Genomic DNA, 15,721 nt, shown 5'->3' with positions numbered 1-15,721 from the left:
CGGGCCTGGGGTTGCGGGCGATAATCGCACCAATTGGCGAAAAGAACAGGTATCAGCTCAGTTTTCCCCTTCAATTGACAGCTCCGCAAGCGAAAAATGTAGGCACTCGATTTCTAATAATCAACACCGACCCTGGTCGCGTGCTTCGTGCGAGTCATAAGAACAATGAAAACCCTCAAGACCCAAGTCGCTATTATCGGTGCCGGCCCCTCTGGCTTGCTGCTCGGCCAGTTACTGCACAACGCCGGGATCGACACTGTCATCCTCGAACGCCAGACCCCGGAATACGTCCTGAGCCGCATCCGCGCCGGTGTGCTGGAGCAAGGCATGGTCGAACTGCTGCGCCAGGCCGGCGTTGGCCAGCGCATGGACGCCGAAGGCCTGCCCCATGACGGTTTTGAACTGGTGCTCAACGATCGGCGGGTGCACATCGACCTCAAGGGCCTGACCGGTGGTAAAAATGTCATGGTCTACGGCCAGACCGAGGTGACCCGTGACTTGATGGCCGCCCGCGAAGCCGCCGGCGCCCGGACCCTGTACCTGGCCAGCAATGCTCAACCCCACGACATGCAAACCGAAAACCCTTTCGTGACCTTCGAGCATGAAGGGGAAACCTGGCGCCTGGACTGCGACTACATTGCCGGTTGCGACGGTTTCCACGGTGTGGCGCGACAGTCCATTCCTGCGGAAAAACTCAAGGTCTTCGAACGGGTCTACCCGTTTGGCTGGCTCGGCGTGCTGGCCGACACCCCGCCGGTCCACGAAGAACTGGTCTACGCGCGCCACGCACGCGGTTTTGCCTTGTGCAGCATGCGCTCCAAGACCCGCACCCGTTATTACCTGCAAGTGCCCGCCGAGGAACAAGTGGCCGACTGGCCGGACGAGCGCTTCTGGGATGAACTGAAAAACCGCCTGCCCGCCGACCTGGCCGAAGCCCTGGTGACCGGCCCGTCCATCGAGAAAAGCATCGCCCCGCTGCGCAGCTTCGTGGTCGAGCCGATGCAGTATGGGCGGATGTTCCTGGTGGGCGATGCGGCGCACATCGTTCCGCCCACCGGCGCCAAGGGGCTGAACCTGGCGGCCAGCGATGTCAGCACGCTGTTCAACATCCTGCTCAAGGTCTATCGCGACGGCCGTGTGGATCTGCTGGAGAAGTATTCGGCCATCTGCCTGCGGCGCGTCTGGAAAGCCGAACGGTTCTCCTGGTGGATGACCTCGATGCTGCACCGCTTCGACGACGATGCCTTCAACCAGCGCATCAGCGAAGCCGAGCTGGAATATTTCGTCGACTCCGAGGCCGGCCGGAAAACCATTGCGGAAAATTACGTCGGGCTTCCTTACGAGGCTATCGAGTAGCCGCCTATCGACTTAAACTGCGGGCGTCATCCCATTCGCCTTACCTGGCGTGATGCCCGCAGGTTCTGCCGTGACTCAGTTCAATACGCTCCAAGCCCCAAAACCGGCCATCCGCAGCGTGCTGGTGGCCCTGATGCTGGCGATTTTCCTCGGTGCGCTGGACCAGACCATCGTCGCCGTCTCGATGCCGGCCATTTCCGCACAATTTGCCGACGTCAGCCTGCTGGCCTGGGTAATCTCCGGCTACATGGTCGCCATGACCGTGGCGGTGCCGATCTACGGCAAGCTCGGTGACCTCTACGGTCGCCGGCCGCTGATGCTGTTCGGCATGGGCCTGTTCACCCTGGCCTCGCTGTTCTGCGGCCTGGCCCAAAACATGGAGCAACTGGTGCTGGCGCGGATTTTCCAGGGCATCGGCGCCGGCGGGATGATTTCGGTGAGCCAGGCGATCATCGGCGACATCATCGCGCCCCGCGAACGTGGCCGCTACCAGGGTTATTTCAGCAGCATGTACGCGGTGGCCAGCGTGGCCGGGCCGGTGCTCGGCGGCTACATGACCGAGTACCTGTCGTGGCGCTGGGTGTTCTGGATCAACCTGCCGCTGGGCCTGGTGGCCTGGTGGGTGGCTCGACGCAGCCTGGTCGGGCTGCCGGTGCCGCAACGCACGCCGATCATCGATTACCTGGGCACCGTGTTGCTGATCATCGGCCTGACGGCGCTGCTGCTGGGGATTACCCAGGTCGGCCAGGGTCATGCCTGGCACAGCCGTGAAGTGCTCGGATTGCTGGGTTGCGCAGGCGCGGCGCTGGGGGTGTTCGCCTGGCACGAGCGCCGGGCGCGGGAGCCGTTGTTGCCGATGCACCTGTTCGCCAACCGCGATGCGGTGCTGTGTTGGTGCACGGTGTTCTTAACCAGCTTCCAGGCGATTTCCCTGACGGTGCTGGTGCCGTTGCGCTTCCAGAGCGTGACCGGCGCGGGCGCCGACAGTGCGGCGTTGCACTTGCTGCCGCTGGCGATAGGGCTGCCGATCGGCGCGTATTTCGCCGGACGCCGGACCTCGGTCACGGGGCGCTACAAGCCGATGATCCTGAGCGGCGCCCTGCTCTTCCCGTTCGCTATCCTCGGCATGGCCTTCACCCCGCCCGCCGCGCTCTGGTTGAGCAGCCTGTTCATGCTACTCAGCGGCATCGCCTCCGGCATGCAGTTTCCCACTTCGCTGGTGGGTGCGCAGAACGCCGTACACCAACAGGACATCGGCGTCGCCACCAGCACCACCAACCTGTTCCGCTCCCTCGGCGGCGCGGTGGGCGTGGCACTGATGTCAGCGTTGCTGCTGGCCTTGCTGCAGGATTCAAGCTTCGCCCAGATCGCCAGCGCGTCGCTGATCGGTGAAGGGCATTCCGGCAACGTCTTGCTGGACGGCCTGAACGCCGCCCCAGGCGAGGCGCAGAACGCCTTGCGCCAGGAATTGCAGGCGACGTTCCGGCATTTGCTGGTGATCAGCGCGGCGGTGTCGCTGCTGGGGTTGGCCGCGGCGCTGGTGATGCCCAATCGCTTGCTGCGTGGGCGGGATGAGAAGGTCCGCTAGCCAAAATGCACAAGCCCCTGTGGCGAGGGATTTGTGGGAGCAAAGCTTGCTCGCGAAACAGACGCCTCGGTTTTCCGATAGACCGCATCGCCTTCATCGCGGGCAAGCCTTGCTCCCACAGATGCTGTCAAGCCGTCGCCACAACACCTTCGGGCAGCACCACCGCGCTCATCCCGTCCTTCATGCGCTTGGCATCGCGCACAAAACAACGTGACGCCAGGAACAGGAACACCATGGTCAGGAACAGCGCCACCGGGATCAGGTACATCGCGTCATGCAGGCCGATGGCCTTGAACGCTTCGGTCATCTGGTCGACCCCGGCCGCGGCCATGGCCGTGCGGGCGAAGTAGTCGGACAAGCCGCCCACCACCACCGGGCCCAATCCGCCACCGAGCAAGTACAGGCCGGCGAAGAACAGTGCCATCGCCGTGGCCCTCAGGCGCGGCTCGACCACGTCCTGGATCGCCGTGTACACGCAGGTATAAAAGGTATAGGCGAACAACCAGCCGACACTGAACACCGCGACGAACACACCGATTTCAATTCGCCCGGCATGCAATGCCCAGGCAGTGGTGAGCGTCGAGATCACCAGGCTGAACGCGGCGAACAGCAAGCGACCGCTGGGCACGCGCTGGTGAATCTTGTCGGCGATCCAGCCGCCGAGGGTCAAGCCGAACAACCCGGTCACGCCCACCATGATCCCGGTGGCCACGGCCGCCTCGTGCAACGGCATCAGGAAATAGCGTTGCAGCATCGGCACCAGGAATGAGTTGCAGGCATAGGTGGCGAAGTTGAAGCACAGCCCGGCCAACACAAGCCACAGGAAGGTGGGGATCGCCAACACTCGACGGATCGGCCGGTCGATCTTTTCCTGGGACACCTGCACGGTTTCCGCCGCGCCGCGCTTGGGCTCCTTGATGAAGAACATGAACACCGCCAGCACCAAGCCTGGCACAGCCGCGATAAAGAACGGCGCGCGCCAGCTGTCGAAGGCCTTGACCATCGCGCCGATGGTGAAGAACGCCAGCAGCAAGCCAATCGGCAGGCCCAGCATGAAAATGCCCATGGCCCGCGCCCGGCGATGGGCCGGGAACAGATCGCCGATCAGTGAGTTGGCCGCTGGCGCATAACTCGCCTCACCGATCCCCACGCCCATACGCACCACCAGGAACGCCCAGAAACTGCCCACCAGGCCGTTGACCGCCGTCAGCGCGCTCCAGGTCGCCAGGCCCCAGCCCATCAACTTGCTGCGCGAACCGGTATCGGCCATGCGTCCCAATGGCAACCCGGCAATGGCGTAGACGAGGGTGAAAGCCGTGCCGATGATACCGATCTGGAAGTCGCTGAGACTCCACTCCATGCGAATCGGCTCGATGATGATCGCCGGGATGGTGCGGTCGAAGAAATTGAACAGGTTGGCCAGGAACAACAGGAACAGAATGCGCCAGGCATTCGCCGCTTGGGTCGAGTTCTGCATGGGTCCGTCTCTTTTATTGTTATGGAGCATTAGCGGAATCTGCAATCTAGACAGCGGCGCGCAGGCTGTCTCCAATCATTCGCAAGGCTGATACCCCCCCATGGCGAGCGGCGCGTTTCTTGATAACGGTCAATTTCCTGCAACAATTGCCATCATTTCGCCCATTCTTGATTAAAGATCGTCTCCCGGTGGCCGATTCAACCTATCAGGAAAGAATCTCTCGAGCGGCCCCCAGGCTATAGCCCTGGACGCTCGGGCCGACCTTCGCGCCATCCAGGACGCGAGCTCCCATCCGCGATGGTTCGATGACAGCGCTCGTCGAGCCAACCAAGTTCAGGCATATGGCGCACAATGACTTCCAAAAAAACAGCCACTGCGGTATCCGATCTGACCCTGAGCCCGGCCGCCAACGGCCCTGAAGTCTCGAAACCATCGAGCAGCTCGCGTCCCCTGTCGACTCAACAGTATCTGTATTTCACCGAAACCAACACCGACCGGATCCTCGACAACCTCGATGGCCTGCGCGACGCGGTGTTCCCGCGCCCGCCCCATCTGGTAGAGGACGAGAGCGACCGCGCCCAGCAGGAGTTCCCGTCGGTGTGCCTGATCGGCCTGGGTCGCTGCGGCTCCAACATCGCCCTGGACGTGGCGGAGCTGGTGTACAACGCCCGCAAGTTCTACCTCAACGAATTCAACGCCGAAGACAAGGCCTACAGCGACAAGGGCTACAGCCCCGCGCAGTGGATCCGCAACAACCTGCGCCTGGGCAACAGCAAGGCCAGCAAACCGGTGTTCCTGGTGGAACCGCTGGTGATGCTCGGCGACCTGGACAAGGACATCGCCGGGCGCATCCGTTTCTCGCGCAAGGGCGAGAAGAGCGGCTTTTTGCGCGACTACAGCAAAATGAAGATCATGGACCTGTCGGAAGTCCACGCCGGTGGCGCCGGTAACGCGCCGATCCTGGGCCAGTACCTGGCCAAGATCATCCTGAACAAGGACACCCAGCGCTTCTCCAGCCCCGACTGGAAAATGATCCACTCGTACCTGATCGACAGCTGCGGGATCAAGGCCAACCAGTCGCGCCTGTACTTCTCGATCTTCAGTGCCGGCGGCGGTACCGGTTCGGGCATGGCCTCGGAATTCGGCCTGGCCCAGCAGTACTCGTACATGAACAAGACGTTCGACACCAAGCCGATGGACGAACACGACAGCAAGAGCGGTCACTCCTTCGTCTTCGAACCGATTTTCACCAGCGGCATCTGTGTGCTGCCGAACATTTCCGACCACCGCAGTGAAATGTCCGAGGCGTTGCACATCAACGCCGGACGCCTGCTGTGCAAGTACCTGTCGGAAGAATGGGATTTCTCGTACAACTTCGCCAACGAAGACAGCAGCGAAGCCAGCGTCATGGGCCGTATCCGCCCGTGGAACGCGATGATGCTGATCTCCAACGACATCATGCGCTACGCCGAAGAAAGCGATGACGGCAACATCCAGAACATTGATGTCAATGCCATGGAGAAGCACGCTAACCAGTACATCTCCCAGCAGATCTTCAACATCCTGACGGCCCAGGCCGTCACCACCGACTACGACCAGAACTACTTCCGCCGTGCCGGCATCGACATTGGCGAAACCATTCGCCTGGACGCCAACGACCTGTTCATGAGCCTGGCCGGCCCGGTGGCAATTGCCTACGCCGAGTCCGTCGTCCCGGAAACCCCGGCGCCGAGCGGCGACAAGTTCAAGGTGTTCGAGAAAGAACCGCCGCGCCTGAACATCGACGACCTGTTCTTCCGCTCCATCGACCTGCCGCACTTCAACAAGGTCACCCAGGCCATCGAAGGCATCAGCCTGTTGCCGATCGAATCCAAGCGCTACCGGGCGTCGCTTGAGCAGTACAAGAATTCCGGCTACGACGCCGCCGCCCTGCATGACCTGCACTTCTTCAAGAATTGCTCGTCGGTAGTGTCCATCGTTTCCTTGCCCAAGGACTACAAGCTGTCCTACATGGACCTGAACCGGCTCAAGACCCACCTCAACAGCCTGTTCCCCAACACCACCCTCAAGCGCTACGCGTTGGTGATCGGCGCGTCGGCCAACCTGTCGCTCACCACGCTGATCGCCAAGAGCCCGTGCCTGTCGGATGATTTCCTGACCCTGATCGTGGCCTTCATCAAACGCTGCTTCGCCCGCACCCCGTACCGCTTCGACGACACCCTGGACAACTCGATCCTGGACTTCATCATCAATGAAGACTTCGACGAAGAACGCATCGACGACCTGCTCAACGAATTCGAAAACCCGGCGAAGATCCTCGACACCAACTGGTACGCGATCAAGCCGATGTACGAGAAGAAGTATCGCGAGCTGATCAACGACAAGGACAAGTTCGTCTCGATCAACGACATCCGCCTGTCCCGCGACTGCGTGAAGAAATCCATCAAGTACCTGCGTGAGATCTACCGTCACCGCATTGGCAAGACCAAGGTTATTTCTCTTAATAACCATACTGGCAGGTCTTACTGAGGCTGGCGTAACACCGTGGTGCCCCTTTCGCGAGCAAGCCCGCTCCCACAGTGGACCGCATTCTTTCTGAAGAAACGCGGTCCACTGTGGGAGCGGGCTTGCTCGCGAAGGCGGCCTTGAATACACCACCGAAACAACATCCAGAAACAATTGAGCAGCCCAAAGGCTGCTCCATAAACTGTTCCCGTTACGTATACGTCACCCTCCCCTGTGGCGTTTCGCCACGGCAGGACGCCATCACGCTACTCACCTACACACTTTCAGCGGACAAAAAACCTGAACCAACTTGGTGCATCGATCAGTTCGACGCCCTTTCCTGGATCATAATCCAGGGCGAAACCACCACCGCCCAAAGCGGCGGATCGCGCTCCAGAAAATCCAGCGCCCGCGTTTCAGACAGCTTGGCAAGCTGGTCGGCAGCCAGCCAGGCGGCGACTTTGGTACCTTCGTCCTGGGCGACGGCCTCGGCGGCGGCGATCAAATCCAGTGCCGGATCGACCCACAATAGGGCACCCTTGGCAAAGAACGGCTCCAGCTCTTTCCAGGTGATGGATGCGGTTTCACCAAGCAGTTTGGCATAGAGGGTGCTAGGTTCTTGATTCATGGGACCTGTCCGGAAAAGAAATCGGCGCGAATGATAACGTCGGTGGTCTGGCAGAAAAACCCGGTAGCAATTGCGGTACCGAATGAAAAGCGCAGGAAAGCCAAGGATTGCCGATATGACCGGACAAAACCCCGCCGCTATTCTGTCTTTTTCTTTCAATTAAGCGACACCCTCAGGTTTTGCCCCCAAGCGCCAGCTTCCCTTGCCAACAATCGGCGCTCTACACTGTACCGGTACAGTTGCCGGGGGCATTTTCCGCGAGGGTATCCAAGATATCTGACCCGGTTCTGCTGCTACGGCGCCAGGACTATAAAAACTACAACAGCATGAGTGGAGCACTATGACTAAGGCTACTAAGCAGATTTCCAAACTGTTTGCCGCTATGGTTCTGGCCGGGGTTGCCAGCCATTCGTTCGCCGCCGACACCATCAAGATCGGCATCGCCGGCCCTAAAACCGGCCCCGTAGCCCAATACGGCGACATGCAGTTCAGCGGCGCGAAAATGGCCATCGAACAGATCAACGCCAAGGGCGGCGTCGACGGCAAGCAACTTGTCGCCGTTGAATACGATGACGCCTGTGATCCAAAACAAGCGGTAGCGGTCGCGAACAAAGTCGTCAACGACGGCATCAAGTTCGTGGTTGGCCACCTGTGCTCCAGCTCCACCCAGCCCGCTTCGGATATCTACGAAGACGAAGGCGTGATCATGATCACCCCGGCCGCTACCAGCCCGGACATCACCGCTCGCGGCTACAAGATGATCTTCCGCACCATCGGCCTGGACAGCGCCCAAGGCCCTGCGGCCGGCAACTACATCGCCGACCACGTCAAGCCGAAAGTCGTTGCAGTCCTGCACGACAAGCAGCAGTACGGTGAAGGCATCGCCAGCGCCGTGAAGAAAACCCTCGAAGGCAAAGGCGTGAAAGTGGCCGTCTTCGAAGGCGTGAACGCCGGCGACAAAGACTTCTCCTCGATGATCGCCAAGCTCAAGCAAGCCAACGTCGACTTCGTCTACTACGGCGGCTACCACCCGGAGCTGGGCCTGATCCTGCGTCAATCCCAGGAAAAAGGCCTGAAGGCCAAGTTCATGGGTCCGGAAGGCGTGGGTAACGACTCCATCTCGCAGATCGCCAAGGAATCTTCCGAAGGCTTGCTGGTAACCCTGCCGAAATCTTTCGACCAGGACCCTGCCAACATCGCCCTGGCTGACGCCTTCAAGGCCAAGAAAGAAGACCCGAGCGGTCCGTTCGTGTTCCCGTCCTACTCCGCAGTGACCGTGATCGCCGACGCTATCAAGGCTGCCAAGAGCGAAGACGCAGGCAAAGTGGCTGAAGCCATCCACGCCGGCACCTTCAAGACCCCAACCGGTGACCTGAGCTTCGACGCGAAGGGCGACCTGAAGGACTTCAAGTTCGTGGTCTACGAGTGGCACTTCGGCAAACCTAAAACCGAAGCTTCGCCTCAGTAAGGCCTGGCCTGACTGACTGCCAATAAAGCCCACGGCGTGCCGTGGGCTTTGTTTTAAATGTATTGGGCCGCGCTGGCGTGATCCGCCAGTCTCCCCACCTGAAAATCTCAAAACCGTCATCAGCGGTTCGCTGGCAAACCTCGTGTTCGAAGTGGATGCAGATCCACGGGACCCGGGCGGGAAAATGACTCCACCAGTGAAATGCGTATCAGGTTTTTAGGAGCGCTGTAATGCCTGACATCTATCACTTCTTCCAGCAGCTGGTTAACGGCCTGACCGTTGGCAGCACGTATGCCCTGATCGCCATCGGCTATACGATGGTTTACGGCATCATTGGAATGATCAACTTCGCCCACGGCGAGGTGTACATGATCGGCTCCTACGTGGCGTTCATCGCCATCGCCGGGCTGGCCATGATGGGACTCGACAGTGTCCCGCTGTTGATGACCGCGGCTTTCATCGCGAGCATCGTCGTCACCAGTTCCTATGGCTACAGCATCGAACGGATCGCCTACCGCCCCCTGCGCGGCAGCAACCGTCTGATCCCGCTGATTTCCGCCATCGGCATGTCGATTTTCCTGCAGAACACGGTACTGCTTTCGCAAGACTCCAAGGACAAATCCATACCCAACCTGATTCCGGGCAACTTTGCCATCGGACCAGGCGGGGCACATGAAGTGCTGATTTCCTACATGCAAATCGTGGTGTTCGTGGTGACCCTGGTCGCCATGCTCGGCCTGACGCTGTTCATCTCCCGTTCCCGCCTGGGCCGCGCCTGCCGCGCCTGTGCCGAGGACATCAAGATGGCCAACCTGCTGGGCATCAACACCAACAACATCATCGCCCTGACCTTCGTCATCGGTGCGGCCCTGGCGGCCATCGCCGCGGTGCTGTTGAGCATGCAATACGGCGTGATCAACCCCAACGCCGGCTTCCTCGTAGGCCTGAAAGCCTTCACCGCCGCGGTACTGGGCGGCATCGGCAGCATCCCCGGGGCAATGCTCGGCGGGCTGGTGCTGGGCGTGGCGGAAGCCTTTGGCGCCGACATCTTCGGCGACCAGTACAAGGACGTCGTGGCATTCGGCTTGTTGGTTCTGGTTCTGTTATTCCGGCCGACCGGCATCCTGGGCCGCCCGGAGGTTGAAAAAGTATGACTAGGCATCTCAAATCGGCGCTCTTCAGCGCCCTGCTGGTCTGGGCCGTGGCCTACCCGGTACTGGGTCTTAAACTGACCATCGTCGGCATCAACCTGGAAGTGCACGGCACCAGCCCGGCCATCCTGGCGAGCATCGCCGTGTGTTCGCTGCTGATGTTCGTGCGCGTACTGTTCAGCACGCAGATCAGCGCCATGTGGAAGTCCTCGCCCGGCCTGCCGGTGATCCCGGCCAAGGCCAGCAACTTCCTGACCCTGCCGTCGACCCAGCGCTGGATCGTGCTAGGCCTGATCGTCGTGGCCCTGGTGTGGCCGTTCTTCGGCTCTCGCGGCGCGGTGGACATCGCCACGCTGATCCTGATCTACGTGATGCTCGGCCTGGGCCTGAACATCGTCGTAGGCCTGGCCGGTCTGCTGGACCTGGGTTACGTCGGCTTCTACGCCGTCGGCGCCTACAGCTATGCGCTGCTGTCCCACTACTTCGGCCTGAGCTTCTGGATCTGCCTGCCGATCGCCGGGATGATGGCCGCCACCTTCGGTTTCCTGCTGGGGTTCCCGGTCCTGCGCTTGCGCGGTGACTACCTGGCCATCGTGACCCTGGGTTTTGGCGAGATCATCCGTCTGTTCCTGCGCAACCTGACCGACATCACCGGTGGCCCGAACGGCATCAGCAACATCGAGAAACCGACGTTCTTCGGCCTGACCTTCGAACGTAAAGCCGCCGAAGGCCTGCAGACCTTCCACGAGTACTTCGGCCTGGAATACAACTCGATCAACAAGGTGATCTTCCTCTACCTGGTTGCGCTGTTGCTGGCCCTGGCCGCGCTGTTCGTCATCAACCGCCTGCTGCGCATGCCGATCGGCCGCGCCTGGGAGGCATTGCGTGAAGACGAAATCGCCTGCCGTGCGCTGGGTCTCAACCCAACCGTGATCAAACTGTCGGCCTTCACCCTCGGCGCTGCGTTCGCCGGTTTTGCCGGTAGCTTCTTCGCCGCCCGCCAGGGCCTGGTGACGCCGGAGTCCTTCACCTTCATCGAGTCGGCGATCATCCTCGCCATCGTGGTGCTGGGCGGAATGGGCTCGCAGCTGGGCGTGATCCTGGCGGCGATCGTGATGATCCTGCTGCCGGAAATGATGCGTGAATTCAGCGAATACCGCATGCTGATGTTCGGCGCCTTGATGGTGCTGATGATGATCTGGCGTCCTCAAGGTCTGCTGCCTATGCAACGCCCCGAACTTAAACTAAGAGCGGAGCTGCGCAAATGAGCCGCGAGATCCTCAAGGTTGAAAATCTAAGCATGCGCTTCGGCGGCTTGCTGGCGGTCAACGGCGTGGCCCTGACCGTGAAAGAAAAACAGGTCGTTGCGCTGATCGGGCCGAACGGCGCGGGCAAGACCACCGTGTTCAACTGCCTGACCGGCTTCTATCAGCCCACCGGCGGCACCATCGTGCTGGACGGCGAGCCGATCCAGGGCCTGCCCGGCCATCAGATCGCCCGCAAGGGTGTGGTGCGCACCTTCCAGAACGTGCGGCTGTTCAAGGACATGACGGCGGTCGAAAACCTGCTGATCGCCCAGCACCGTCACCTGAACACCAACTTCTTTGCCGGCCTGTTCAAGACCCCGGCGTTCCGCAAAAGCGAACGCGAGGCCATGGAGTACGCCGAGTACTGGCTGGAGAAGGTCAACCTCAAGGAGTTCGCCAACCGTACCGCCGGGACCCTGGCCTACGGTCAGCAACGGCGCCTGGAAATCGCCCGCTGCATGATGACCCGTCCGCGGATCCTCATGCTCGACGAGCCCGCCGCCGGCCTGAACCCCAAGGAAACCGAAGACCTGAAAGCCCTGATCGGCGTGCTGCGCGAGGAGCACAACGTCACTGTGCTGCTGATCGAGCACGACATGAAGCTGGTCATGAGCATTTCCGACCACATCGTCGTGATCAACCAGGGCACCCCCCTGGCCGACGGCTCGCCAGAGCAGATCCGCGACAATCCTGAAGTGATCAAAGCCTACCTGGGGGAAGCGTAAATGCTGCAATTCGAAAACGTTTCCACCTTCTACGGCAAGATCCAGGCCTTGCACAGCGTCAACGTCGAGGTCCGCCAGGGCGAAATCGTCACGCTGATCGGTGCCAACGGCGCCGGCAAATCCACCCTGCTGATGACGCTCTGCGGTTCGCCCCAGGCCCACAGCGGCAGCATCCGCTACATGGGTGAGGAGTTGGTGGGCCAGGACTCGTCGCACATCATGCGCAAGAGCATCGCGGTGGTGCCGGAAGGCCGTCGGGTATTTGCCCGACTGACCGTAGAAGAAAACCTCGCCATGGGCGGTTTTTTCACCGACAAGGGCGACTTTCAGGAACAAATGGACAAGGTCCTGCACCTTTTCCCACGCCTGAAAGAACGCTTTACCCAGCGCGGCGGCACCATGTCCGGCGGCGAACAGCAAATGCTCGCCATCGGCCGTGCGCTGATGAGCAAGCCCAAGCTGCTGCTGCTCGACGAGCCTTCCCTGGGCCTGGCACCGATCATCATCCAGCAGATCTTCGACATCATCGAACAACTGCGCAAGGACGGCGTGACGGTGTTCCTGGTGGAGCAGAACGCCAACCAGGCGCTGAAAATCGCCGACCGGGCGTACGTGCTGGAGAACGGTCGCGTGGTGATGCAAGGCACCGGTGAAGCCCTGCTGACCGACCCGAAAGTGCGCGAGGCGTACCTGGGCGGTTGAGTCTGCAGCAATAAAAAAACGGCCTTCGGGCCGTTTTTTTTGCCCAATGTAGGAGCTGTCGAGCGAAGCGAGGCTGCGATCTTGTCCCGGACAATTGAGTCTAAAGCGAAAGATCAAGATCAAAAGATCGCAGGCTTCGCCAGCTCCTACAGGTCTCAGCGCGAGCTTGCTCCCTCGCCACAGGTTCCAGGATCACTAAAAAAATCATGCGCCCGCTGTAACGCTTTCCCACCTCCCCTCTCTAGTTCAGTAGACCGGCGCTAACGCCGGTTCATTTCCCTGAATGACTGGAGAATCATCATGACTGCTTCGACCCGCACCCTGTCCGCCACCGCCCTGATCCTGGCCCTGGGTTCTGCCCTGAGCATGACAGCCGTCTCGACCGTCCACGCAGCCGACGACACCATGGAAAAATGCTTCGGCGTTGCCCTCAAAGGCAAGAACGACTGCGCCGCCGGTGCCGGCACCACCTGCGCCGGTACGGCAAAAATGGACTATCAGGGCAACGCCTGGAAATCGGTACCCAAAGGCACTTGTACCACCATGGAAAGCAAAACCTCCCCGACTGGTTTCGGCCAGCTCGAAGCGTTCAAAGCCAAGTCCTGATCGCATCTGCCTGAGGCCCGCCAGCATGTTGAATCCCCCCTCCCTCGCCACTGATAGCCGGCTGCCGCCAAGGGCAGGGTTGGGGCTCAAGAGCGAGCATTTTCGTGAGGTGCTCCAGACCCGACCGGACCTGGGCTTTTTCGAGGTGCACGCGGAAAACTACATGGTGGCCGGCGGGCCGCTTCATCACTTCCTGGGGCGGATACGCGAACAGTACCCGCTGTCGCTGCACGGCGTCGGCCTGTCGATCGGTGGGGAGGGGCCGCTGGATGTTGCGCATTTACAGCGCCTGGCCGCATTGGTCGAACGCTATCAGCCCCAATCCTTTTCCGAACACCTGGCCTGGTCCAGCCACGGCCCGGTGTTCCTCAATGACCTGCTCCCCCTGGCCTACGACGAAGCGACCCTCGACCGGGTCTGCGAACACGTCGACCAGGTGCAGTCGAGCCTCAAACGTACGCTGTTGCTGGAAAACCCGGCCACCTACCTGGCGTTCGAGGCCTCGACCCTAGACGAGCCACACTTCATCAGCGAAGTGATCCGGCGCACCGGCTGCGGCCTGCTGCTGGATGTGAACAACGTCTACGTTTCGTGCGTCAACCACTGCCGCGATCCATTGGCCTACCTCGACGCCCTGCCCCTGCAAGCGACCGGTGAAGTTCACCTGGCCGGCTTTGCCGAGGACACCGACAGCCTCGGCGCACGCCTGCTGATAGACAACCACGGCGCGCCCATCGACAACGAGGTCTGGCAACTGTATCTCCAGGTACTGGAGCGGACCGGGCCGGTAGCCACGCTGATCGAGCGCGACAACCACATCCCTCCCTGGGGGGTACTGCTGGCCGAGGCGCGCCAGGCCGATCAACTTTTAGCCACCGCCGGAGCCCGGCCATGAGCGGCCAGCACGCATTCGCCGCCGCCCTGCTCGACCCGCGCAAGGCATGTCCACCCGGCCTGGTCAGCGCCAACGGCGCCGACCCGCAGAGTCGCTTCGCGGTGTACCGCAACAACGTGCTCAGCTCGTTGATCAACGCCCTGGCCGACAATTACCCGGTGGTGGTGCAACTGGTGGGCGAGGAGTTTTTCCGAGGCATGGCTGGGGTCTACGTCCAGTCGACACCGCCGCGAAGCCCGGTGATGAGCGACTACGGGGATGATTTTGCCGAGTTCGTCGAGCAATTCGAACCCGCCGCCTGTGTGCCGTACCTGGCGGACGTCGCCCGCCTGGAGCGACTGCACGTGCAAGCCTGGCATGCCGCCGACGCCGAGCCCATGGCGCAAGAACGCATCGTCGAGGCGCTGTCATCTCCCACGCTGACAAGGCACCTGAAGATCGGTCTTCACCCGTCACTGCGGCTGCTGCAATCGCCCTTCGCCGTGGTGACGATCTGGGCCGCCCATCAGCACGAGACGCCGGTACCATTCGAAGCCTTTCCTGCGCAAAACGCCTTGGTGCTGCGCCACGGTCTCGACGTGCAAGTGTTCGCGATCAATCACGCGGCCCATGGGTTCATCACCGCCCTGCAACAGGGGCTGTCCCTGACCGCTGCCATTGAAGCCTCAATCGACCTCGACCTGGAACAGACCCTGGCGGGGCTCATTCGCCACAGAGCTATCACTCACCTCCTAGCTGAACAGGTATCCCCATGAACGCCCTGATTGCCGGTTCCATTCAATGGCTGGAGAAAATTCCCCACAGCCTGATCGCCTTCATCGCGCGATTCTCGATTGCCGCGGTGTTCTGGAAATCCGGCCAGACCAAAATCGAAGGCCTGGCCATCGACTTGTTCGACGGCACTTTCCAGATCGGCCTGCCGCGGCTGGCGGACTCGACCATTCCCCTGTTCAAAAGCGAATACGCCCTCCCGCTGCTGTCGCCGGAACTGGCCGCGTACCTGGCGGCCTCTGCCGAGCATGTGTTCCCGGTCCTGATCCTGTTTGGCCTGGCGACCCGCTTTTCAGCGCTGGCCTTGCTGGGCATGACCGTGACCATCCAGCTGTTCGTCTACCCGGACGCCTACCCGACCCATGGCTCCTGGGCGGCGGTATTGCTCTACCTGATGGCCCGTGGGCCGGGGGTACTGTCCATCGACCACCTGATTGCCAAGCGCTACGCCCGCTGACTGACCCTGGGACACCTGTGGGAGCGGGCTTGCTCGCGAAGGCGGCGGCACATCCAGCATTTATGCAAGCTGACCCACCGCCTTC

General features: G+C 61.2%; 14 protein-coding genes. 12 read left to right on the top strand and 2 right to left on the bottom strand.

Annotated features, from left to right (window positions below; genetic code table 11):
- The first annotated feature begins 165 nt into the window (after positions 1–165).
- Complete coding sequence (gene pobA / locus AD662_RS06035; RefSeq protein WP_053186039.1) at positions 166–1,356, top strand: 4-hydroxybenzoate 3-monooxygenase; 1,191 nt, start codon at positions 166–168, stop codon at positions 1,354–1,356.
- Between the two features lie 70 nt (positions 1,357–1,426).
- Positions 1,427–2,944, top strand: coding sequence for an MDR family MFS transporter (locus AD662_RS06030; RefSeq protein ID WP_053186178.1), 1,518 nt, complete (start codon positions 1,427–1,429; stop codon positions 2,942–2,944).
- 127 nt (positions 2,945–3,071) lie between these two features.
- Here the strand turns inward: AD662_RS06030 and AD662_RS06025 are convergent, their stop codons facing one another.
- Entirely contained in the window at positions 3,072–4,421 is a 1,350-nt protein-coding gene (locus AD662_RS06025) for a spinster family MFS transporter (RefSeq protein ID WP_053186036.1), read from the bottom strand.
- A 351-nt stretch (positions 4,422–4,772) separates the two neighbouring features.
- Between AD662_RS06025 and AD662_RS06020 the strand changes: the two genes are divergently transcribed.
- Positions 4,773–6,950, top strand: coding sequence for a hypothetical protein (locus AD662_RS06020; RefSeq protein WP_018610743.1), 2,178 nt, complete (start codon positions 4,773–4,775; stop codon positions 6,948–6,950).
- Positions 6,951–7,248: 298 nt separating this feature from the next.
- On the opposite strand, the gene AD662_RS06015 is transcribed toward AD662_RS06020, so the two are convergent.
- Complete coding sequence (locus tag AD662_RS06015) at positions 7,249–7,554, bottom strand: DUF2288 domain-containing protein (RefSeq protein WP_014336893.1); 306 nt, start codon at positions 7,552–7,554, stop codon at positions 7,249–7,251.
- A gap of 340 nt (positions 7,555–7,894) precedes the next feature.
- Between AD662_RS06015 and AD662_RS06010 the strand changes: the two genes are divergently transcribed.
- The 9 genes from AD662_RS06010 to AD662_RS05970 all read left to right on the top strand — a co-directional run bounded on the left by AD662_RS06010 (position 7,895) and on the right by AD662_RS05970 (position 15,636).
- Positions 7,895–9,022, top strand: a complete 1,128-nt coding sequence (locus tag AD662_RS06010) for a branched-chain amino acid ABC transporter substrate-binding protein (protein ID WP_014336892.1) — start codon at positions 7,895–7,897, stop codon at positions 9,020–9,022.
- 230 nt (positions 9,023–9,252) lie between these two features.
- A complete protein-coding gene (gene livH, locus AD662_RS06005; RefSeq protein WP_014336891.1) occupies positions 9,253–10,176 on the top strand; it encodes a high-affinity branched-chain amino acid ABC transporter permease LivH in 924 nt (307 codons plus the stop codon).
- A complete protein-coding gene (locus AD662_RS06000) occupies positions 10,173–11,441 on the top strand; it encodes a high-affinity branched-chain amino acid ABC transporter permease LivM (RefSeq protein WP_018610816.1) in 1,269 nt (422 codons plus the stop codon). The genes livH and AD662_RS06000 overlap by 4 nt, the downstream gene beginning before the upstream one ends.
- On the top strand, positions 11,438–12,205 hold the full coding sequence (gene livG, locus AD662_RS05995) for a high-affinity branched-chain amino acid ABC transporter ATP-binding protein LivG (protein ID WP_046065432.1): 768 nt from the start codon (positions 11,438–11,440) through the stop codon (positions 12,203–12,205). The genes AD662_RS06000 and livG overlap by 4 nt, the downstream gene beginning before the upstream one ends.
- Positions 12,206–12,907: an ABC transporter ATP-binding protein gene (locus tag AD662_RS05990; protein ID WP_014336889.1), complete on the top strand. Its 702-nt coding sequence runs from the start codon at positions 12,206–12,208 to the stop codon at positions 12,905–12,907.
- 300 nt (positions 12,908–13,207) lie between these two features.
- The gene (locus AD662_RS05985; protein WP_014336888.1) at positions 13,208–13,513 is read left to right on the top strand and encodes a BufA1 family periplasmic bufferin-type metallophore; all 306 of its coding nucleotides are present in this window, start codon (positions 13,208–13,210) and stop codon (positions 13,511–13,513) included.
- A 25-nt stretch (positions 13,514–13,538) separates the two neighbouring features.
- Entirely contained in the window at positions 13,539–14,408 is an 870-nt protein-coding gene (gene bufB / locus AD662_RS05980) for an MNIO family bufferin maturase (protein ID WP_053186031.1), read from the top strand.
- Positions 14,405–15,163 carry an HvfC/BufC N-terminal domain-containing protein gene (locus AD662_RS05975; protein WP_053186028.1) on the top strand — a complete coding sequence of 253 codons (759 nt, stop codon included), beginning with the start codon at positions 14,405–14,407 and terminating at the stop codon, positions 15,161–15,163. The genes bufB and AD662_RS05975 overlap by 4 nt, the downstream gene beginning before the upstream one ends.
- Positions 15,160–15,636, top strand: a complete 477-nt coding sequence (locus AD662_RS05970; protein ID WP_053186025.1) for a DoxX family protein — start codon at positions 15,160–15,162, stop codon at positions 15,634–15,636. The genes AD662_RS05975 and AD662_RS05970 overlap by 4 nt, the downstream gene beginning before the upstream one ends.
- Positions 15,637–15,721 lie beyond the last annotated feature (85 nt).

It is taken from the genome of Pseudomonas kilonensis, from assembly GCF_001269885.1.
Lineage (GTDB): Bacteria > Pseudomonadota > Gammaproteobacteria > Pseudomonadales > Pseudomonadaceae > Aquipseudomonas > Aquipseudomonas kilonensis.
The sequence above is the reverse complement of the archived record's forward strand: the minus strand, read 5'-3'. Positions and strand labels throughout refer to the sequence as shown.